At 63.2% G+C, this 20,120-nt stretch carries 15 protein-coding genes; 10 read left to right on the forward strand and 5 right to left on the reverse strand.

Annotation, left to right across the window (positions count from 1 at the left end; genetic code table 11):
* Positions 1 to 64 precede the first annotated feature (64 nt).
* On the forward strand, positions 65 to 2,119 hold the full coding sequence (locus AC0L3L_RS02330) for a bifunctional aldolase/short-chain dehydrogenase (protein ID WP_473636400.1): 2,055 nt from the start codon (positions 65 to 67) through the stop codon (positions 2,117 to 2,119).
* A gap of 69 nt (positions 2,120 to 2,188) precedes the next feature.
* Here AC0L3L_RS02330 and AC0L3L_RS02335 read toward each other — a convergent pair whose 3' ends face one another.
* The 3 genes from AC0L3L_RS02335 to AC0L3L_RS02345 form a co-directional block, all read right to left on the reverse strand.
* Positions 2,189 to 3,244 carry a substrate-binding domain-containing protein gene (locus AC0L3L_RS02335; protein WP_473636401.1) on the reverse strand — a complete coding sequence of 352 codons (1,056 nt, stop codon included), beginning with the start codon at positions 3,242 to 3,244 and terminating at the stop codon, positions 2,189 to 2,191.
* A 61-nt stretch (positions 3,245 to 3,305) separates the two neighbouring features.
* Positions 3,306 to 4,325 carry an ABC transporter permease gene (locus AC0L3L_RS02340; protein ID WP_473636402.1) on the reverse strand — a complete coding sequence of 340 codons (1,020 nt, stop codon included), beginning with the start codon at positions 4,323 to 4,325 and terminating at the stop codon, positions 3,306 to 3,308.
* A 37-nt stretch (positions 4,326 to 4,362) separates the two neighbouring features.
* On the reverse strand, positions 4,363 to 5,904 hold the full coding sequence (locus AC0L3L_RS02345; RefSeq protein ID WP_473636403.1) for a sugar ABC transporter ATP-binding protein: 1,542 nt from the start codon (positions 5,902 to 5,904) through the stop codon (positions 4,363 to 4,365).
* A gap of 136 nt (positions 5,905 to 6,040) precedes the next feature.
* Between AC0L3L_RS02345 and mtnK the strand changes: the two genes are divergently transcribed.
* The 3 genes from mtnK to AC0L3L_RS02360 all read left to right on the forward strand — a co-directional run bounded on the left by mtnK (position 6,041) and on the right by AC0L3L_RS02360 (position 9,565).
* Complete coding sequence (mtnK, locus tag AC0L3L_RS02350; protein WP_473636404.1) at positions 6,041 to 7,312, forward strand: S-methyl-5-thioribose kinase; 1,272 nt, start codon at positions 6,041 to 6,043, stop codon at positions 7,310 to 7,312.
* Positions 7,309 to 8,400, forward strand: coding sequence for an S-methyl-5-thioribose-1-phosphate isomerase (gene mtnA, locus AC0L3L_RS02355; protein WP_473636405.1), 1,092 nt, complete (start codon positions 7,309 to 7,311; stop codon positions 8,398 to 8,400). Before mtnK ends, mtnA begins: the two co-directional genes overlap by 4 nt.
* Before the next feature lie 337 nt (positions 8,401 to 8,737).
* Positions 8,738 to 9,565, forward strand: coding sequence for a phosphogluconate dehydrogenase C-terminal domain-containing protein (locus AC0L3L_RS02360; RefSeq protein WP_473636406.1), 828 nt, complete (start codon positions 8,738 to 8,740; stop codon positions 9,563 to 9,565).
* Positions 9,566 to 9,746: 181 nt separating this feature from the next.
* Here the strand turns inward: AC0L3L_RS02360 and AC0L3L_RS02365 are convergent, their stop codons facing one another.
* Complete coding sequence (locus AC0L3L_RS02365; protein ID WP_473636407.1) at positions 9,747 to 10,478, reverse strand: hypothetical protein; 732 nt, start codon at positions 10,476 to 10,478, stop codon at positions 9,747 to 9,749.
* 63 nt (positions 10,479 to 10,541) lie between these two features.
* Positions 10,542 to 12,239 carry a polysaccharide biosynthesis/export family protein gene (locus AC0L3L_RS02370; protein WP_473636408.1) on the reverse strand — a complete coding sequence of 566 codons (1,698 nt, stop codon included), beginning with the start codon at positions 12,237 to 12,239 and terminating at the stop codon, positions 10,542 to 10,544.
* 688 nt (positions 12,240 to 12,927) lie between these two features.
* On the opposite strand from AC0L3L_RS02370, the gene AC0L3L_RS02375 reads away from it, so the two are divergent.
* The 6 genes from AC0L3L_RS02375 (at position 12,928) to apnL (ending at position 20,120) form a co-directional block, all read left to right on the forward strand.
* Positions 12,928 to 13,869 (forward strand): D-ribose ABC transporter substrate-binding protein, encoded by a 942-nt coding sequence (locus AC0L3L_RS02375; RefSeq protein ID WP_095483864.1) that lies wholly within the window; start codon positions 12,928 to 12,930, stop codon positions 13,867 to 13,869.
* A gap of 94 nt (positions 13,870 to 13,963) precedes the next feature.
* Positions 13,964 to 14,638, forward strand: a complete 675-nt coding sequence (locus AC0L3L_RS02380) for a DUF2291 family protein (RefSeq protein WP_473636409.1) — start codon at positions 13,964 to 13,966, stop codon at positions 14,636 to 14,638.
* Positions 14,635 to 16,191 (forward strand): sugar ABC transporter ATP-binding protein, encoded by a 1,557-nt coding sequence (locus AC0L3L_RS02385; RefSeq protein ID WP_473527418.1) that lies wholly within the window; start codon positions 14,635 to 14,637, stop codon positions 16,189 to 16,191. Before AC0L3L_RS02380 ends, AC0L3L_RS02385 begins: the two co-directional genes overlap by 4 nt.
* Positions 16,184 to 17,248 carry an ABC transporter permease gene (locus AC0L3L_RS02390; protein ID WP_473527419.1) on the forward strand — a complete coding sequence of 355 codons (1,065 nt, stop codon included), beginning with the start codon at positions 16,184 to 16,186 and terminating at the stop codon, positions 17,246 to 17,248. Before AC0L3L_RS02385 ends, AC0L3L_RS02390 begins: the two co-directional genes overlap by 8 nt.
* A 2-nt stretch (positions 17,249 to 17,250) precedes the next feature.
* Positions 17,251 to 18,285, forward strand: a complete 1,035-nt coding sequence (locus AC0L3L_RS02395) for a Gfo/Idh/MocA family protein (protein ID WP_473636561.1) — start codon at positions 17,251 to 17,253, stop codon at positions 18,283 to 18,285.
* Entirely contained in the window at positions 18,282 to 20,120 is a 1,839-nt protein-coding gene (gene apnL, locus AC0L3L_RS02400; protein ID WP_473636410.1) for a D-apionate lactonase, read from the forward strand. Before AC0L3L_RS02395 ends, apnL begins: the two co-directional genes overlap by 4 nt.

Raw genomic sequence — 20,120 nt, forward strand, 5'->3', positions numbered from 1 at the left:
ACGCATTGTCATCAAGGCGTCGCGGCATTCCTGTTTCACAACGAGCAAATCGGAAGAAGCGAACATGAAGAACCTGTGGAATGACGGCGACGCGGAGAATCTGGTTGCCGACTATGCAAAAAAGGGTGTGGCCCGCGACCTGGCGCTGCGCGTCTATACGACCAGGCTTCTAGGCGGCGAACCGCGGCTTGTCCTGCATGGCGGCGGCAACACCTCCTGCAAGACAAAGGCCACCGATCTCGTCGGCGACGAATGGGACGTGCTTTGCGTCAAGGGCAGCGGCTGGGACATGGGAGTCATCGAGCCGCAGGGCCTGCCGGCGGTCAAGCTCGGCGCGCTGCTGAAGGCGCGATCGCTCAAAAAACTCTCCGACGAGGATATGGTCGCCCTGCAACGGGTGAACCTCATCGATCCGTCTTCGCCGAACCCTTCGGTCGAGACGCTGCTGCACGCCTTCCTGCCGCACAAATTTGTCGACCATACCCATTCAACCGCCGTTCTGGCCGTCGTCGACCAGGACGACAGCGAGGCGCTGAGCAAGAAGGTCTTCGGCAGCAAGATGGGGTTCGTGCCTTACATCATGCCAGGCTTTGACCTGGCGAAGGCGGCGGCCGATGTCTTCGACGCCGACCCGACGGTCGAAGGCCTGATTCTCGACAAGCATGGCATTTTCACCTTTGGCGACGACGCCAAACAGGCTTACGACCGGATGATCCATTATGTGAACGTCGCCGAGGATTTCATCGCCAGCCACGGCAAGCCGCGCACCGAAAAAGCCGCCTTGCCGGCCAGGCTGGCGAAGCCTGCGGATATCGCGCCGCTGCTGCGCGGCGGCGTGGCGGTGGCACGCGGCGAAGGCCGCTTCGATCGCATGATTAGCGATTTCCGCACCTCGGAGGCGATCGTCGATTTCATCAATTCGGCAAAGATCGCCGACTATGCCGGGCGCGGTGTGTCGACACCCGACCTGTCGATCCGCATCAAGACCGGACCGATGGCGCTGCCAGCGCCCGACGCGGACAAGATCGGCGACTACAAATCCGTCATCCGCCAACATGTCGAAAAATTCGCCAACAACTATCGCGCCTACTTCGAAACCAACGACGCGCTCGACGATGTGAAGCGCACGATGCTTGACCAGATGCCGCGGCTGACGCTGGTGCCGGGCCTCGGCATGTTCGGCCATGGCCGCACACTGAAGGACGCGAAGATCGCCTCCGACGTCGGCGAAATGTGGATCGAGGCGGTGCGCGGCGCCGAAGCGGTCGGCGACTTCCGTCCACTGTCCAAAGCCGACCTGTTCCCGCTTGAATACTGGTCGCTGGAACAGGCCAAGCTCGCCTCCAATAAGCCGAAGCCGCTGACCGGCCAGGTTGTGCTGGTCACCGGCGGCGCCGGCGCAATCGGTGCCGCCACCGCAAAGCTGTTCGCCGACAACGGCGCCCATGCGGTCGTCGTCGATCTCGACGCGGCAAGGGCTGCCGAGGCAGCAAAAAAGGCCGGCAACAGTTCGATCGGCATCGGCGCCGACATCACCGATCCGGCGCAGATGCGCGCTGCGTTCGACAAGGCGGTCGCCGTCTACGGCGGCCTCGATATCCTGGTCTCGAATGCCGGTGCGGCCTGGGAGGGCAGGATCGGTGAGCTCGACGACGCCACTTTGCGCAAGAGCTTCGAGCTCAATTTCTTCGCCCACCAGTCGGCGGCGCAGAACGCGGTGCGGATCATGCTCGAACAGAGTACCGGCGGCGTGCTCCTTTTCAACACCTCCAAGCAGGCAATCAATCCCGGTCCGAAGTTCGGCGCCTATGGCATCCCAAAGGCGGCGACGCTGTTCCTGTCCAGGCAGTATGCCCTCGACTATGGCGCCCACGGCATCCGCTCGAATGCCGTCAACGCCGATCGCATCCGTTCCGGGCTTTTGACCGACGCCATGATCGCAAGCCGCTCGGGCGCGCGCGGCGTGTCGGAAAAGGAATACATGGCGGGCAACCTGCTCGGCCAGGAAGTGACGGCCGAAGACGTCGCCCAGGCCTTCCTGCATCAGGCGCTGGCCGAGCGGACCACCGCGGATGTGACGACGGTGGATGGCGGCAACATCGCGGCGGCGCTGAGGTAGGCTCAAGAACAGTCCAGACGCTAAAAGAGCGGCCGAAAGCCGCTCTTTTCTTTTGCCTGCGATAAAGAGTTATTTCGCGTTCGGGTTCGGCATCCAGGCCGGCATCGCGACATCGGCATGGGCGAACTGCGGCAGCTTGGCCGAGAGGTCTTCCATGTTCTTGATGTCCTTGTCGATCAGGTCCTTCTGGGTGATCAGCGTCGGCGGCACGATGACGTTGTGGCCGGGGTCTTCGCCGGCCAAAAGCTGCGCCAGCGCGCGCACCGAAACCTGGCCGACGACAGCCGGATTGGTGGCGGCGGTTGCCGCCCAAGCGCTGTCGGGCTCGCGCATTGCGGCGATGTCGGAGGTCGAGATGTCGGCCGAATAGATCTTGATGTCCTGGGACAGACCGGCCTCGTCGACGGCGATCTTCACGCCCTTGGCGAATTCATCATAGGGCGCGAACATCACCTTGATGTCGGGGTTGGCCGACAGCACCGAGCGGGCCTGGTTGGCGACGGAATTGGCGATCGGATTGTCGAGCGTGCCGAACATCGCAGCCTCGTTGATGCCCGCATATTTCTTCTTGAAGTCGATCCAGGTCTCGTTGCGGCGGTCGAGCGGCGCGATGCCGGCGACATAGACGTAGCCGGCCTTCCAGCTCTCGCCATTGTCCTTGACCGCCTGTTCGAGCGCGAGGCGCGCGAGGTCGCGGTCGGACTGCTCGATCTGCGGTATCTTGGGGTTTTCGACATTGACGTCGAAGGCGACGACCTTGATGCCGGCGTCGACCGCGCGCTGGGCGGCTTCCTTCATCGATTCCGTCAAGCCGTGCTGGATGATGATGCCCTGAACGCCGAGCGCGATGGCCTGGTCGACCATGTCTGCCTGAAGGGCGGCGTCCTGACGGCTATCGAGGACGCGCAGATCAACGCCAAGCGCCTTGGCCTGCGCTTCGACGCCGGAAAGGTAGGCCTGGAAGAAGTCACCGGTCGAGAGATAGCGGACCAGCGCGATCTTGACGGCGCCGGGTTTGTCGAACGGCGCCGGCTTGTCCTGCGCCATCGCCGGGACCTGCATCAGCAGCGCGGCGCCGGCAAGCCCAAGCGCTGCCTTCCCCAAAAGTCTTCTTGTGATCTTCATGTTGTTTCCTCCACTTGTTGAACTCAAATTTCAGCCGGTCGAAATCCTATCTGTCGAAATCCTATCTCTTGCCCTTGCCGGAAAGGGCGAAGGTGAAGACAAGGGCAACCACGAGAACCAAGCCCTTGATGAAATCCTGCGTGTAGTAGGGCGCGTTCATCATCGTCAGGCCCTGCAGCAGCACGCCGACAAACACCGCACCGACGGCCGTGCCGAAGGCGTTCGGCTTGGCAGCGCCGAGGACCGCGTAGCCGATGAGCGCCGCCGCTACAGCATCGAGCAGGAGATTATTACCCGAGGCGATGTCACCGCGTCCAAGCCGGGCAGCGAGCAAAATGCCGCCGATCGAGGCAAAAACCCCTGAAATAACGTAGGCCCAGATTTTGTATGCCTTGACAGGCGCGCCGGCGAGCTCGGCAGCCCGTTCGTTGCTGCCGACCGCATACATCATACGGCCGAAACGGGTGTATTCGAGAAAGAACCAGATCAGCACCGCAAGCACGAGCAGGACGACCACCGAAACCGGGATGAGGTTGGGGATGAAGAAATCGAAGCGGTGGCGGCCAAGCGCCAGAAAGCCAGCGCCGAACGTGCCGTTGGCGACCGAGCCATCAGGCATCGTCATGCCGGTGGCGATCGAGCGGCCCTCGGTCGGGATTCGCTGCAAGCCGACGAGCAGGAACATCATGCCGAGCGTCGCCAGAAGGTCCGGTACACGCATATAGACGATCAGCCAGCCATTGATGAGCCCGACGATGACGCCGATCGCGAGACAGGCGACAACCGCGACGACAGCGTTCTGCTCCAGCACCACCATGACATAGGCGGCCGCCATCATGGCGCTGGTGGCGACGGAGCCGATCGACAGGTCGAAGCCGCCGACGACCAGGGTGGCGGTGATGCCGAGCGCCAGCACGCCGGTGATGGCGACGGACTGAAAGATGAAGATGGCGCTCTGCGGCGAGACGAAGCCATCGGCGGCGACGGCGAAATAGGCAATCAACCCGAACAGCAGAACGATGAAGCCATAGCGGATGGCATGGTCGCGCGCCGCTGCCATCCTTACCCAACCCGAACTCATGCCCTCTCCATTCCAGGTCCCATGATCTGCCCGCCCTTTACGCTGCGCTGTGCAACGGCCCGCCCGCCACTTCGGCCAGCAGGCGCTCGAGGTCGATGTCGGCATTGCGATGTTCGCCAACGATTGTCTGCTCCGACATCACCAGGATGCGGTCGGCGGTCTCCAGCGCTTCGTCGAGTTCGGTGACGAACAGCAGCGTCGCACGGCCGTTCGCGCTCGCCCGCAGCTTGGCCGCGATATCGCGCCTGGCCGAAATGTCGACGCCCTGAAACGGCTCGTCCAGGATGAACAGTTTTGCGGCCTGCGAAATCCAGCGGGCGACCATCACCTTCTGCTGGTTGCCGCCGGAAAGGGCAGACATTTCGTCCTTCTCCGAGCGGCAGACGATGCCCAGCTCTTGGATCTGCCGGCGGGCGGTGGCGCGCTCGATGCGGCGCTTGAGAACGCCCAGACGCGACATCCGCCTGTGGAACGGCAGGCTGATATTTTCCTGGATGTTGAAGTCGCCGACGATCCCGTTTTCGCCCCGGTCCTTGGCGACGAGAAACACGCCGGCGGCGATCGCCTCGCCTGTCGAACCCGGTGCATAGGGTTTGCCGTTCAGCATCATGGCGCCGGACAGCGGCTTGCGCACGCCAAACAGCGTCTCGGCGAGCGCGGTCTTGCCGACGCCGACGAGGCCGGTGATGGCAACGACTTCGCCGTCGCCGAGCGTCAGCGAGATCGGCCTGGCGCCTTGCGCAATGCGCAACCCGTCGATCGTCAGGACAGGCCTGGCCGAATTCCTGGCGACGATCCGGTCGAGGTGGATCTTGCGGCCGAGCATGGCGCTGACCGCGCCTTCATAGTCGAGCGGCTTTCGGTCGAAAACGCCTGAGATGACGCCGTCGCGCATCGAGACGATCCGGTCGGCAAGCCGCCTGATGTCCGACATGCGGTGCGAGATGTAGAGGATTGCGACGCCGTGCTCGCGAAGCCTGTCGAGCAGCGCGAAAAGCCGGTCGGCCTCGGCGCTGGACAGAGAGGACGTCGGCTCATCGAGGATCAGCACTTTCGGCTGATGCGCCATGGCGCGGGCTATTGCCACCATCTGGCGGTCGGCCAGCGAGAGATCGCTGATCCGGGCTCTCAGGTCGATGGCCAGCCCCATGCGGTCGGCAACCGCCTTTGCCTCGCGACGCACCCGGCCCGGATTGAACAGGGTCGGCGCGCCGCTGCCGCTCAGCCTGTCGAGCGTCAAATTGGTGGCGACGTCGAGGTCGGCTACGACACCATCATTGATGTTTTGATGAACGGTGACGACACCGGCGCGTATCGCCTCCGCCGGCGTATTCGGCGCGAAATCGTGGGGCGCGAAGTCTTGGGGCGCGAAGTCGTGGCCGGCAAGGCTCATCGTGCCGCCGCCGCGCTCGTAGACGCCGCTGATGATTTTGACCAGGGTGGATTTGCCGGCGCCGTTGGCGCCCATCAGCACGGTCACTTCACCAGCATGCAAATCGAGCGAGACGCCGCCAAGCACCTCGATATGGCCAAAGGACTTCCTCAGGCCGTGCACGCGGAACACGGCATTATTGCCCATTCGTTCCTCCCTGACCATGACGCTAGGGGCTGCCCCGGCAATTGTCAACACGATTGACAATTGCCAGAGAGCTTCCTAGCTTGGACCAACCGCCTTGGCTCCACTATGATGGGAGCACATCAGCGGGAGGGTGAGGATGACTGGGAAATTGCCGTTCGAAGCACTGTCGGTCGACACCCTGGCAGCACGTCTCGGCGCCAACGATGCCCTGTGTTCGCATATCGGCAAAGATACAATCCGCTGGAAGGTCCGCGAGGTCGGCGACGGCAATCTGAACCTGGTCTTCATCGTCGAGGGCGCCACGGGTGCGGCCGTCGTCAAGCAGGCCCTGCCCTATGTCCGCCTGGTCGGCGACAGCTGGCCGCTGCCGTTGAAGCGCTCCTTCTTCGAGTATCACGCGCTGACGCGGCAGGAGGCGAGAGCGCCAGGTTCGGTGCCTGCGATCCATCACTTCGATGAGAGCCAGGCGCTGATCATCATGGAATATCTGTCGCCGCACATCATCCTGCGGCGCGCGCTGATCGAGGGCCGGCAACTGCCGAACATCGCCAGAGACATCGGCCTGTTCATGGCTCGCACCCTGTTTCGCGGCTCCGACCTGCATATGGCGACCAAGGATCGTAAAGCCGATCTGGCGCTGTTCGCCGACAATGTCGAGCTCTGCGACATCACCGAGAACCTGGTGTTCTCGGACCCGTATTTCGACGCCAAGATGAACCGGCATACGAGCCCGCAGCTCGACAGCATCGTCGCAGAGTTGCGCGCGGACCGCGATCTCAAGGTCGAGGCGCAGCGGCTGAAGCACATTTTTGCGGCCAATGCGGAGACGCTGCTGCATGGCGACCTGCATTCCGGCTCGATCATGGTCACCGAGACAGAAACGCGGATGATCGATCCCGAATTCGCCTTCTACGGCCCGATCGCCTTCGACGTCGGCATGCTGCTCGCCAATTTCTGGATGGCGTTCTTCTCGCAGCGTGGCCACGAGCAGAATGGAAGGCGCGACACCATGCGCGCCTATCTGCTCGATGTGGCGGTCGACACATGGTCGGTCTTCCGCACCGAGTTCTCGCATCTGTGGCGAACCGAGCGCACGGGCATGCTCTACCAGAAGAGCCTGTTCGAGGATCAGGGCGACAGGCTTGGCGCCGAACAGGCGCTCGACCACATGCTGCATCAGGTCTGGACCGACATGCTGGGCTTTGCCGGCGTCGAGGTGCACCGGCGCATTCTGGGCCTCGCGCACAACGCCGATTTCGAGACCATTGCCGACGAGGATCTGCGCGCCACATGTGAGGCAAAGGCGCTGAAATTCGGCCGCCACATCGCCGTCAACCGGCGCCAGATTCACAGCATCGACGAGGTCAACACGCTGGCCGCGCTGATCGAGCAGGAGAACAGAATTTGAACGTCGGCGACCGCCACTATCGCACCATCTGGCTGAGCGACGACGGGCGTTCGGTGGAGATCATCGACCAGCGCTGGCTGCCGCATGATTTCCGCGTGGAAAAAGTCGGCACCGTTGCCGGCATCGCCACGGCGATCCGCGACATGTGGGTGCGCGGCGCGCCGCTGATCGGCGTCACATCAGCCTATGGCGTCGCAATGCAAATGGCCGACGATCCTTCCGATGCAGCGCTCGACGGCGTCTGGGAGGTCTTGCACGAAACGCGCCCGACAGCGATCAATCTGCGCTGGGCGCTCGATGAGATGCGCAATTTCCTACGGCCGCTTCCATCTGGACAACGCGCCGAGGCTGCCTACCGGCGCGCCGGCGAAATCGCCGACGAGGATGTCGGCCTCAACCGCGCCATCGGCGCCAACGGCCTTGAAATCATCAAGGAAATCGCGGCGCGCAAGCAGCCGGGCGAACCGGTCAACATCCTGACCCACTGCAACGCCGGCTGGCTGGCCACCGTCGACTACGGCACCGCCACGGCGCCGATTTATCTGGCAACGGAAGCCGGCATTCCCGTTCACGTCTATGTCGACGAAACCCGCCCGCGCAACCAGGGCGCTCAGCTGACCGCATGGGAGATGGCCGGCCATGGCGTGCCGCATACGCTGATCGTCGACAATGCCGGCGGCCATCTGATGCAGCGCGGCCAGATCGACATGGTCGTTGTCGGGACCGACCGCACCACCGCTGACGGTGATGTCTGCAACAAGATCGGCACCTATCTGAAGGCGCTGGCCGCGGCCGACAACGACGTGCCGTTCTATGTCGCGCTGCCCTCGCCGACCATCGATTGGACGGTGGGTGACGGGCTTGCCGAAATCCCGATCGAACAGCGTTCCAGCGACGAGGTCTCACTGGTCTGGGGCAAGACCGCGAATGGCGAGATCGCGCAGGTCCGCATCTCGCCGGAGACGACGCCCGCGGCGAACCCGGCCTTCGACGTGACGCCGGCACGGCTGGTCACCGGGTTGATCACGGAACGCGGCGTCGCCAAGGCCTCGCGCGAAGGTTTGAAGGCGATGTTTCCCGGACGCTGATGATCCTGTCCCGCGGATACTGCTGAAACGGTTGGCAGCGGACCACCGCCTAAACGTCAAGACTGCCGGTCTCGCCGGACCCTGAAAGACCCGCCCTCGCGGGCTATGAAAAGATCTGCGTCTACAAGACTCGGGCATTTCGATGTCGATCCACCTCATGATCCCGACAAGGCCGCCACCAAGTGGCGCAGCCAACGGCGCGGGACTGCGCCAATGGCATTGGCTCTCTTGAACTCGTTCGTCCCAAATCGGATTGCCAAGCCATGGTAGTGTGATTATACCAGTTACTAAGGTGACGATCGGCAGGGCCATCGTTCGAGATCAGGAGTACGGCTAGATGACAACGATTGCGCTGTTTGGTGCCGGCGGCAAAATGGGTTACCGCCTGTCGACCAATTTTCGCGGCTCTCCCTACACGATACGCCATGTCGAGGTCAGCGACGCCGGCTGCGAGCGGCTGAAGACGGGGCTGGGCATCGACGCGGTCAGCGCAGATGAAGCCCTGAACGGCGCCGAGGTGGTGATCCTGGCGGTTCCGGACACCCATATCGGCAAGGTTGCGGCCAGCATCGAGGGCAAGCTTGCTTCCGGCACGATGGTCGTCGTGCTCGACGCCGCGGCACCTTTCGCCGGCCATTTGCCGAAACGGCCGGACCTGACCTATTTCGTCACTCATCCCTGCCACCCGCCGATTTTCAACGACGAAACCGATATGGCGGCCAAGAAGGACTATTTCGGCGGCGTCAAGGCCAAGCAGCATATGGTCAGCGCACTGATGCAGGGACCCGAAGAAGACTTTGCCAAGGGCGAAGCGATAGCCAAGATCATCTGGGCTCCGGTCATGCGGTCGCATCGCGTCACCGTCGACCAGATGGCGCTGCTCGAACCGGGCCTTTCGGAGACCGTCTGCGCCTCCCTGCTCGTCGTCATGAAGGAAGCGGCCGACGAGGTCGTCGCCCGCGGCGTCGACCAGCAGGCCGCGCTCGACTTCCTGCTTGGCCACATGAACGTGCTCGGCGCCGTCATCTTCGGCGAGACCAAGGGCGTGTTCTCCGACGCCTGCAACAAGGCCATCGAGTTCGGCAAGCCAGTGCTGATGCGCGACGACTGGAAGCGGGTCTTCGAGCCTGAGGAGATCGCGGCCAGCATCCAGCGCATTACCTGAGGCGGAAGTGACTGAAAATCATGGAAGCATTTTGAGCCGTCCGCCCCGGGCGGCTTTTCATTGATTGATTTGCTCCCTCAACAATGCGGTTGTGGCCCGGCATCGAGGAGGGGCAATCTCATGCAATGCTGGCCAATCCTGACTGTATTTCTCGTGCTACCCTTTGCGTGACAGGCGCGTCCTATGTCACCGCGGTGACCCTGCCCGCCGCATCGAGGCGACAGCCGACTCGCGCCTGCCGAACCTCGATGCCGCCTTGTCTTGCGTAGTGTATGCGCACCTCGATCCGCGCCATGAGTGCGCCCCGACGTTGCTGCAACGGACCTGCGCTTACCGCGTAAACACGTACGGCACCAAGGGGCGTCGCAGCCGACGCGATCGCCGTGCGGCAGGCGCGCACCACAGCTTGTGGGATACCGGGTTTCGCTTTCAGTGGCGCCACAAATACCAACGGATAGCCATTGGTGATTGGCGTCAATGCGTCACGACCAGTTCCGGAAGGCCTGAGCGCGCGCGGCAGTACGGCGAATTGTCTCGCGGCCTTGGCCTTGGCGGCGGCAGGCGTGATGCCGGCGCTGCCGCTCGCGACTTGCCCAGAGCCCGCGGCCGATCCGGACGAACGGTCGCCAACACCGACACCTGTGGATAGGCCGCCGCTTGCGCCGCCGAGGTTGCCGCTGACGCCAAGTCCGGCACCGAGCGATCCTTTGCCCGCGCCGAGCGATCCGCCAAGGCTTGCTCCCCCTACTCCGTCGACGCTCGCGCCGCCCGCCACAGAGGCGCCTTTCGAGCCGACGCTCACACCAGCACTGACCCCGACACCGCCAAGTTTACCGCCAAGCCCCGCGTCAAGAGCCGAGGCAGGGCCAATTGCGATCGCGATTGTCAATGCGGCTGCGACGTATTTATTCATTACCATATTCCTCCTGCGGCATGTATTTCGGCCCACGGAAATGCCCTCCGCCATCAGCCCTCGCTAGCGAGAGCCGAGCTTCGGCGGTCGCGTCGGGAGCAATGCGTCGGGAAGCGCGATGGTCGCCACCAGGACAGGTCGCGATGGCCTTTTGACCTTCACTTTGCGGTTTTCCCGCAACCCCGGTTGACGGGCTGGTTGTGCCCCCGAGCGTGCAGACACATCTGCACGTGAAGTTGCGGTGGCACGTGCTTTCGGAGCGCGGTTCATACGCTCAGTGCGACGCTCACCCTGGGCCTTGCTGAGGTCAATTGCCTTGCGCGCGGCGCTGAGGTCGCGGGCTAGACCGATGGCCTTGTTGCGTTCTTGCTCCAACGCTACGCTCAGCTCTATCGAGACGCGGCTCGCTTCCTGCTTTGCCGCGTCGCGTTCCCGGCGAGCCCTGTCGAGATCACGTGCGGCTGAATCTGCCCGTTCGCGTTCCAGTTCGAGTGCGTCGCCAGCTCGCTTTAAAGCCGCCTCGGCCACCTGTCGGTCCTTGATGGCGTTGGTCTGCGCGACCACAGCCAGATTTGCGCTTGTCTTAAGAGCGTCGATAGTTTGGCGCGCCGCGCTGAGTTCGCGTTCGAAGCGCTCAGCCTTGTGCCTCTCCTCATCAAGCGCTCGCTGCGCCTCAGCCAGATTGGCCTCCATAGAGTGACGCGCTTCAAGCATGGCGGCCTTCTCGTGATCCGCGAGAATGGCTTTGGCCTTTAAGCCTTTGACTTCGCGTTGCGCCACTTCCAGATCGAGCGCGAGCTCTTCGGCTCTTCGCCGCTGCTGTTTTAGGGCTTGTCCTTGTTCAGCCATCATGTCGGCTACCGCACGTGCCTGCGCGCTGGCGTCGCGTGCGCCGCGCTGCATCGCGCCCAGTTCCGCTCGCGCCGCCGCCAATTCGCGGCGCTCATTATCACCGCGGGCCGGCTGCACGCTCTTCCTGAGCGCGTCGACTTCCCTCAGCGCCGCAAGGAGCTTCTGTTCCAGTGCGCCGCGATCAGTCCGCACCGCATCGAGTTCCTGCACCAAGGCGGCAGCCCGTTGACGCGCCGTCGCAAGGTTCTGATTGTCTCGGACGGCATCGTTGCGAGCAGTCTGGCGAGCCGCAAGTGCTTCCCCGCGAGCTGTCGCGACTTCCATACGAGCGGCCGACAGCTCATTCAGCAATTCATTCATTTTCAACCGTTCCCCTTCCAGAGCTTGCTGCTGCTCCGCTGCAGGCTCCCAACGTGTGTGGGAACCGCGCACGCTCGGTTGCGTCCCGGCCTGGCCCTTCTCGACACTGGCGCGTTCCGAAGCCACGGCCGAGGAGCTGTCGTCGGCTGCGTCTGCCGGCGGTTCGGGCGCTTTTTGTTTGCCCGGGTGTTCCACCGAACCTGTGATGTCCGAGGGCGGATTTTGTATCAGTTTGACGGTTGTATCCGCCCGTTCTTGACGGCCGCTCCTGGCTTGCAAGCGATCGGAAATCAGCTCTGCCAGCTCCTCCTCACGTAGACCTGCGGCGGCAATGTTCCCGATCACTGGAAGGTCAAGCGTGCCAGCCGAGTCGATGGTGAAAGTATGGTTGAGCTGCAACGCCTCCAAAACGCCATCGCGCAAGGCAGTCCATCGCCAAACGTGCAGTTCGATCGTGTCTCGCGGGGCAAGTCTGTCGTCAGCCTTCGGCCGACCGTGTGCAGCGGATTCCAGCAGCAGGATGATACAGAACGAAATGAGGCACAACATGGCGCTGCAGCTCCTGCCGCACATGCCACGAAATGAAGCCAAATGCCGTCGGTCAGCAAAGCTTAGCGCGGGGTTGCAGGATGGCGGCCTGGAACTCTGCACAAAATTCATAGCTTAACCTCACCGGCAACGCGTTCCTTGCCGCGAACGGACCCACAAGAAACCCGCGCGCAGGCTGGGCCGCGGGAGAAATCCACAACCAAAGCGCGATACTAGCAAAGCCTGCGGGTACCGCTGAGCACCGAATAAGGCTTAGGAGCGTCTCCTCTTTACTTACTTCTTACGCTCTCACCTGCGTATCATACGCCTTACGGTGGCGGTCATCCGGCTTAGCCAGCTGCCGGCGCATCAGGGAACGAAGTATCGCTCTTGGTGGATGACTCTCCGATGGCTGGTTTTGATGCAGGAGCCGCTCGCTGCTCATCAGATACATATCATCTGAATTTGTGGTTGACTCATTATACCAGTTGGCTTAGCTGTTGGAATGGCTTTGGCCAGCCGAGGCCGGGCTGAAAATTGGGTAGATGGCAGGTGGAGGGGCAGCCTGGGGACGGAATCGAACAGGATGATCCGCCCAGGTGAGCCGGCAAATGACCGATCCGCGACACGGACGCGATCCGCCTGGCGAACTGGGATGCATTTTAGCCTGGGCCGCGGAGGCACAGGCTTTTTCAAACGGGAGGAAATCATGAAACTCACTCGCAGAATGACACTTGCGGCTTTCGCCGGCATGCTGGCGCTTGGCACCGCCGCACCCGCCTACGCGGCGGATCTCATTGCCATCATCACGCCCTCGCACGACAATCCATTCTTCAAGGCCGAAGCCGTCGGCGCGGAAGCCAAGGCCAAGGAACTCGGCTACGAAGCACTGGTGCTTGTCCATGACGACGACGCCAACAAGCAGTCCGAGCTGATCGACACCGCGATCGGCCGCGGCGCAAAGGCGATCATCCTCGACAATGCCGGCGCCGACGCCACCGTCGCCGCCGTGCAGAAAGCCAAGGATGCGGGTGTTCCCTCGTTCCTGATCGATCGCGAGATCAACGCCACCGGCGTCGCCGTCGCGCAAATCGTCTCCAACAACTACCAGGGCGCCCAGCTCGGGGCGCAGGAGTTCGTCAAGCTGATGGGCGAGAAGGGCAATTTCGTCGAGCTGGTCGGCAAGGAATCCGACACCAATGCCGGCATCCGCTCGAAGGGTTACCACGATGTCATCGACGACTATCCGGACCTGAAGATGGTGGCGCAACAGTCGGCCAACTGGAGCCAGACCGAGGCCTATTCCAAGATGGAATCGATCCTCCAGGCCAACCCGGACATCAAGGGCGTGATTTCCGGCAACGATACGATGGCGATGGGCGCCTATGCAGCGCTTGCCGCCGCTGGGCGCAAGGACGTCATTGTCGTCGGCTTCGACGGATCGAACGACGTGCGCGACTCGATCGCTTCAGGCGGCATCAAGGCCACAGTCCTGCAGCCGGCCTATGCGCAGGCGCAGATGGCAGTTGAGCAGGCCAACGACTTCATCAAGAACAAGAAGTCTCCTGCCGAGGAAAAGCAGCTGATGGACTGCGTCCTGATCAATGGCGACAATGCCGCCAAGCTGGAAACCTTCGCGCTGACCAACTGAGCCGGCGTGACATCAATAGCAAGGGACGAGCTTCCGGCTCGTCCCTTGCTTCCATTTCCTGGGTGCCCCTGACCGCCATGCCGAGCAAGCCGACATGTTGAACAAGCTGACTTGGCCGACCGTTGCCTGGCCGATCCTCGCCGCGCCGATGCTTGCCGTTACCGTCGGCATCAGCCTGACCGCCTGCAAGATCCTGCCGACACCATCCGGAGAGAACGACGGCAAAGCGCCGGCCTTCAATGCGGACAAGATGGTCGGGGATATCTGGGCTGCCAAGGTGATGCCCTATCTCCAGCAGAAGGCCGGACCGTTTCCCGAGGTTCATGCCCTGGCGAAAGCCGATCCAGCGGCTGCCGGCGCCAAGTATGGCAATCCGAAGAAGCAGGCGAACTCGCCATGGACCTTTGCGGTTCACCTCGAAGGCAAGGTGGTCACGGCGAATACACAGTCACGCGCGGCGACCATGGACGTCGATGCCGACGGCGACGGCAAGGCGGATGCGCGGGTGCAGATCGGACCGGCGATGCGTGGCACCGCGCTGCGCGACAGTCTCGACTTCATCCAGTTCAACGATTTCACCAACCAGATCGACTTCGCCCAGTTCGGCAAGGCGTTCAACATCTATGCCGACAGGACAGTGCTTTCCAAGCTGCCGCGCGAAGCGCTGGAGGGCCGGAGCGTTAGGGTTGTCGGCGCCTATGCCATGGGCAGCGGCCAGGACCTGCCGCTGGTGACGCCGGCGGAGGCAGAGATCGGGCCGAAGCCATGAATGCCGCCATCGATCACGATGTCATCCTGAAACTGGAAGACGTCTCGAAGGTTTACTCGGGCACCGTCGCGGTCAAGCGCGCGAATTTCGAGGTGCGCAAGGGCGCGGTCAACGTGCTGGTCGGCGAGAACGGCGCCGGCAAATCGACGCTGATGAAGATCATCGCCGGCGTCGAACAGCCGACGCTCGGCCGCATTCTCCTGGAGGGCGAGGAGGTTTCCTTCTCATCGTCGGGGGACGCGGTGAGCCGCGGCATCGGCATGGTGTTCCAGGAGCTGAACCTGTTCGGCAATCTCACGGTCGCCGAGAATATTTTCGCGACGCGCGAGATCACCAACCGGTTCCGCAAGATCGACAGCCGCGAACAGGAGCGCCGCGCGGCGGAATTTCTCGAGCGCCTGGAAGCCGGCATCCGGCCCGATATGCTGGTCGAGGATCTGCGCATCGGCCAGCAGCAGCTGGTCGAGATCGCCAAGGCGGTTTCGCTCGATGCGCGGATCCTAATCATGGACGAACCGACCTCGGCGCTGAGTGCGGCGGAAGTCGAGATCCTGTTCAAGGTGATCGCCGACCTCAAGGCGCGCGGCGTGGCGATCGTCTACATCTCGCACCGGCTCGAGGAGCTGATCCGCATCGGCGACTACATCACCGTACTGCGCGACGGCCGCATCACCGGCCAGGAGAAGATGAAAAACGTCGACACGCAATGGATCGTGCGGCAGATGATCGGCTCGGACGCCAAGGACTTCGCCAAGGCCGACGGCCACGTTCCGGGCGAAGAGATATTCCGCGCCGAGGACGTCTGCCTGCCGCGCGTGACGGGCGGGCTTGCGGTCGATCATGTCTCGCTGTCGCTGCGTGCCGGCGAAATCCTTGGCATTTACGGGCTGATGGGCGCCGGTCGCAGCGAGTTGTTCGACTGCATCATGGGTCGCCACGGCCATGCAACCGGAACGATCTTCATTGCCGGCAAGAAGGTGAAGGAGCGCGACACGACACGGCGCATCCGGCGCGGGCTGGCGCTGATCCCCGAGGATCGCCAGCGCGAAGGTCTGGTGTCGATCCTCTCGGTCGCCAGCAATCTGACGCTGGCCAGCCTGTCGCGGTTTGTCCGCCTGTTCCATATCCGCAGCGCCGGGGAAAACCAGGCCGTGGCGCAGATGGTGCGGGAACTGGCGATCAAGGTCGCAGACCCGGCGCAGGAGGTCTCGTCGCTGTCGGGCGGCAACCAGCAGAAGGTGGTGATCGGCAAGGCGCTGCTCACCGGACCGAAGGTGCTGCTGATGGACGAACCAAGCCGCGGCATCGATGTCGGCGCCAAGGCCGACGTCTTCCGCACCATGCGCAAACTGTCCCGCGACGGACTGGGCATACTTTTCGCCACCTCGGATCTCGACGAGGTGATGGCGCTGTCAGACCGGATCGCGGTGATGAGCAATGGAAAACTGACCGGCATGTTCGATCGCGCCGAGGCGACGGAGGCGGCACTCGTCGCCGCATCGGCGCTTGGTCACGGGCCGGTCCCGCACACGGAGAGCCACGCCCATGACTGATATCCCGGCCAAGGCTTCTGTTGCCTCCGCCTCGAACGGCTCCGTGCTGCTGACGCTGATGAAGGCGAGGACGTTCATCGCGCTGATCGCCGTCCTGATCTTCTTCTCGATCGCAGCGCCGAATTTCCTGTCGGCCGCCAATCTGATCCTGATGTCGAAGCACGTGGCGCTGAACGCCTTCCTGGCCATGGGCATGACCTTCGTCATCATCACCGGAGGCATCGACCTGTCGGTTGGTTCGATCGTCGGCCTGTGCGGTATGGTCGCCGGCTATCTCGTGCTCAACGGCATCGACCTGCAGATCGGCTACACGATCTATTTCAACGTCTTCGAGATCGCACTGATCACACTTGCGGTCGGCATACTGATCGGCGCCGTCAATGGATTGCTGATCACCAGGCTGAATGTCGCGCCGTTCATCGCCACGCTCGGCGTGCTCTACGTCGCGCGCGGCCTGGCGCTCCTCTCGTCCGATGGCCGCACCTTCCCGAACCTCGTCGGCAGGCCCGATCTGGGCACGACAGGATTCGGCTTTCTCGGCGCCGGCCGGCTGCTCGGCCTGCCGGTCTCGATATGGATTCTTGTCGTCGTAGCACTTGGGGCGGCTTATCTGGCCAAATACACCCCGCTCGGCCGCCACATCTTCGCCGTCGGCGGCAACGAACGGGCGGCGCGGATTTCGGGCGTCCGGGTCAACATGGTGAAGATGTTCGTCTACATGTTCTCCGGCTTTTGCGCGGCGATCGTCGGCCTGATCATCTCGTCCGAGCTGATGGCCTCGCATCCGGCGACCGGCGAAAGCTTCGAGCTCAACGCCATCGCAGCGGCGGTGCTCGGCGGCACCTCGATGTCGGGTGGCCGCGGCACGATCGGCGGCACCATCGTCGGCGCCTTCGTCATCGGCATTCTCTCCGACGGGCTGGTGATGATGGGCGTTAGCTCGTTCTGGCAGATGGTGATCAAGGGCCTCGTCATCATCGTCGCCGTCGTCGTCGACCAGGCGCAGCGCCGGCTGCAGAGCCGCGTGACGCTGATGCAGATGGCAAAGGCAGGCTGATGGTGGCGGAACTGCGTGGAGCGCTGATCGGCTGCGGCTTCTTTGCCGTCAACCAGATGCACGCCTGGCGCGACATCGCCGATGTCTCGATCGTCGCCGTCTGCGACCGTGACCCGGAACGGCTCACGGTTGTCGGCGACCAGTTCGGTATCGCGCGACGCTACACCGACGCGGCAGCACTTTTTGCCGGCGAAAGCCTGGATTTCGTCGATATCGCCACCACCGCGCCGAGCCACCGTTCGCTCGTCGAGATGGCAGCACGGCACGGCGTTCCGGCGATCTGCCAAAAACCATTCGCGCCGTCGCTTGCCGATGCCAAGGCCATGGTGAAGGCATGCACTGACGCCGGCGTGCCGTTGATGGTGCATGAGAATTTTCGCTGGCAGTCGCCGATCCAGGCGGTGCGTGCCGTGCTCGACAGCGGCGACATCGGCACGCCCTTCTTCGGACGGGTCTCGTTCCGCTCGGCCTATGACGTGTTTTCCGGCCAGCCCTATCTGGCGACGGGAAAGCGTTTCATTATCGAAGACCTCGGCATCCATAGTCTCGACATTGCCCGCTTTTTGCTGGGCGACGTGGCGACGATCACGACACGAACTGCTCGCATTAATCCCAACATTGCCGGCGAGGACGTCGCTACCATGCTGATGGACCACAAGAGCGGCGCAACGTCTGTGGTCGATTGCAGCTATGCGACCAAGCTCGCTACTGAGCCGTTCCCGCAGACGCTGGTCGAGATCGACGGCAGCGATGGCACGATCCGGCTTGCACAAGATTACCAGCTTACCGTCACCGGCAGAAACGGAACGATGGTCAGCGACGTCTCGCCGCCGCTGCTGCCCTGGGCATCGCGCCCATGGCACAACATCCAGGAAAGCGTCGTCGCCATTCAAAAGCACTGGGTCGACTGCCTGGCGAACGGGACCGAGCCGGCAACCTCGGGAGCGGACAATCTTAGGACTTTGGCGCTGGTGGAGGCCGCCTATGCGGGTGCTGCGAGCCGGGAACCGGTGCAGGTCGACGCTTTGCTGAGATGATCGCCGACGCCTTCCTCCTCTATGGCACGCATGCGGTCGAGGCCGAGCCGGTCGGGCTGCGCGCCGGCGCGCTCACCGCCGACTTCGTCAACGGCAATCTGCGCACCATCCGCCATGGCGGCATCGAAGTGCTGCGCGCCATAGCCTACATCGTCCGGGATCGCGACTGGGGCACCTACGAGCCGGCGCTCACGGATTTAGTCATCGACCAGGGCCCCGAGAGCTTCTCCGTCAGCTATTCGGCAAGTTGCGTCGGACCGGAGGGAATCCGGCTCGGCTTTCGCGCAACGATCGAGGGTTGCGCTGACGGCCAGCTGGTTTTCGACGTGAGCGCCCTCCCCGAAAGCGCTTTCGAGACCAATCGCTGCGGCTTCTGCATCCTGCATCCGATCGCCGGCCTGGCCGGCAGCCCTGTCACAGTCGAGCACACCGACGGCAGCGTGGTGGAAACAAAGCTTCCCGACCTGATCGACCCCTGGCAGCCTTTCAAGGATCTGCGGGCGATCACCCATGAGGTCCGGCCCGGCGTCATCGCCGAATGCCGGATGGAAGGCGATGCGTTCGAGATGGAGGACCAGCGCAATTGGTCGGATGCCTCCTACAAGACCTATGTCCGGCCGCTTGCGCTGCCATGGCCCTATGTGCTGCCTGCCGGCGAGACTGTGCGCCAGACGATCAGTCTGCGTGTGACCGGCGACGGGAAAGTGCCGGCTGCCGCAGCAACCGACGAACCTATCCGCGTCGTGCTCGGCGAAGCCGGACCGCTACTGCCGGACGTCGGCGTGATCATCTACCCGGGCGACGTCGATGCCGCGCTTGCGAACCTGCCGGCACTGTCCGCGCTTGGCCCGCAACAGCTGATGTTCCACTATGATCCGACGCGCGGACACGGCCTCGACGCCTTGCAGTCCTATGCCCGGCTCGCCGCAGCCTGCCCGGCCAATACGACGCTCGAATGCGTCGTTTCCTGTGAGGGTGACCTCGATGCCGAGCTTTCAGGCGTCGCCGACGCGGTGCGACAGGCCGGGCTGAAGCTCTCGGCCATCGCCGTTTCACCTTCGGTCGACCGGCAATCGACGCCGCCGGGCAGCGTCTGGCCTGAATGTCCGCCGCTTGAAAATGTCTATACAGCGGCGCGGCGGGCCTTCCCTGACATCCGCCTCGGCGGTGGCATGTTCAGCTATTTCACCGAACTCAACCGCAAGCGGGTTCCGGCCGACTTGATCGATTTCGTCACCCACTGCACCTGCCCGATCGTGCACGCCGCCGACGATCTCAGCGTCATGCAATCGCTGGAGGCGCTGCCGTTCATCACCGCATCGGTGCGGGCGATCTTCGAGCCAAAACCCTACCGGATCGGCCCGTCGACGATCGCCATGCGGCAGAACCCCTATGGCGGAGCGACCAAGGCCAACCCGCACAATCAGCGCATCGCCATGGCCGATCGGGATCCCCGCCATGCCGGCCTGTTCGCGGCAGCATGGACGATCGGCTATGCCGCGCGCGTCGCGCCGGCCGGACTGGAGATGCTCACGCTTTCCAGCTTCACCGGACCGTTCGGCGTGCTGGCTGAATCCGGGGACCCCGTCGGCGAAGGTGAACCCCGGCCGATTTTCCATGCCGTGAAAGGCCTTTGCGAACTGGCCGGCTTCAGGCAAGTGGCGGCGAGGACGAGCGATGAGACGCGGGTGCTCACGCTGGCCGCCCGTTCTGCCGCGGGCAAGACGGTCATGTGGCTAGCGAACCTGACGGCGAGCGACGTGACGGTTGATATTTCCGGGTTCGAACGACGCCACCTTGTGATGACGCCTTACGCGATCACCCGGATCGGGTGA

It is taken from the genome of Mesorhizobium sp. WSM4849, from assembly GCF_055811385.1.

Excerpts from the sequence above, each read along its gene's own strand:
- AC0L3L_RS02330 (WP_473636400.1), top strand. The coding sequence starts at position 65 with ATGAAGAACCTGTGGAATGACGGCGACGCGGAGAATCTGGTTGCCGAC.
- AC0L3L_RS02335 (WP_473636401.1), bottom strand. The coding sequence starts at position 3,244 with ATGAAGATCACAAGAAGACTTTTGGGGAAGGCAGCGCTTGGGCTTGCC.
- AC0L3L_RS02340 (WP_473636402.1), bottom strand. The coding sequence starts at position 4,325 with ATGAGTTCGGGTTGGGTAAGGATGGCAGCGGCGCGCGACCATGCCATC.
- AC0L3L_RS02345 (WP_473636403.1), bottom strand. The coding sequence starts at position 5,904 with ATGGGCAATAATGCCGTGTTCCGCGTGCACGGCCTGAGGAAGTCCTTT.
- mtnK (WP_473636404.1), top strand. The coding sequence starts at position 6,041 with ATGACTGGGAAATTGCCGTTCGAAGCACTGTCGGTCGACACCCTGGCA.
- AC0L3L_RS02360 (WP_473636406.1), top strand. The coding sequence starts at position 8,738 with ATGACAACGATTGCGCTGTTTGGTGCCGGCGGCAAAATGGGTTACCGC.
- AC0L3L_RS02365 (WP_473636407.1), bottom strand. The coding sequence starts at position 10,478 with ATGAATAAATACGTCGCAGCCGCATTGACAATCGCGATCGCAATTGGC.
- AC0L3L_RS02370 (WP_473636408.1), bottom strand. The coding sequence starts at position 12,239 with ATGTTGTGCCTCATTTCGTTCTGTATCATCCTGCTGCTGGAATCCGCT.
- AC0L3L_RS02375 (WP_095483864.1), top strand. The coding sequence starts at position 12,928 with ATGAAACTCACTCGCAGAATGACACTTGCGGCTTTCGCCGGCATGCTG.
- AC0L3L_RS02380 (WP_473636409.1), top strand. The coding sequence starts at position 13,964 with ATGTTGAACAAGCTGACTTGGCCGACCGTTGCCTGGCCGATCCTCGCC.
- AC0L3L_RS02385 (WP_473527418.1), top strand. The coding sequence starts at position 14,635 with ATGAATGCCGCCATCGATCACGATGTCATCCTGAAACTGGAAGACGTC.
- AC0L3L_RS02390 (WP_473527419.1), top strand. The coding sequence starts at position 16,184 with ATGACTGATATCCCGGCCAAGGCTTCTGTTGCCTCCGCCTCGAACGGC.
- apnL (WP_473636410.1), top strand. The coding sequence starts at position 18,282 with ATGATCGCCGACGCCTTCCTCCTCTATGGCACGCATGCGGTCGAGGCC.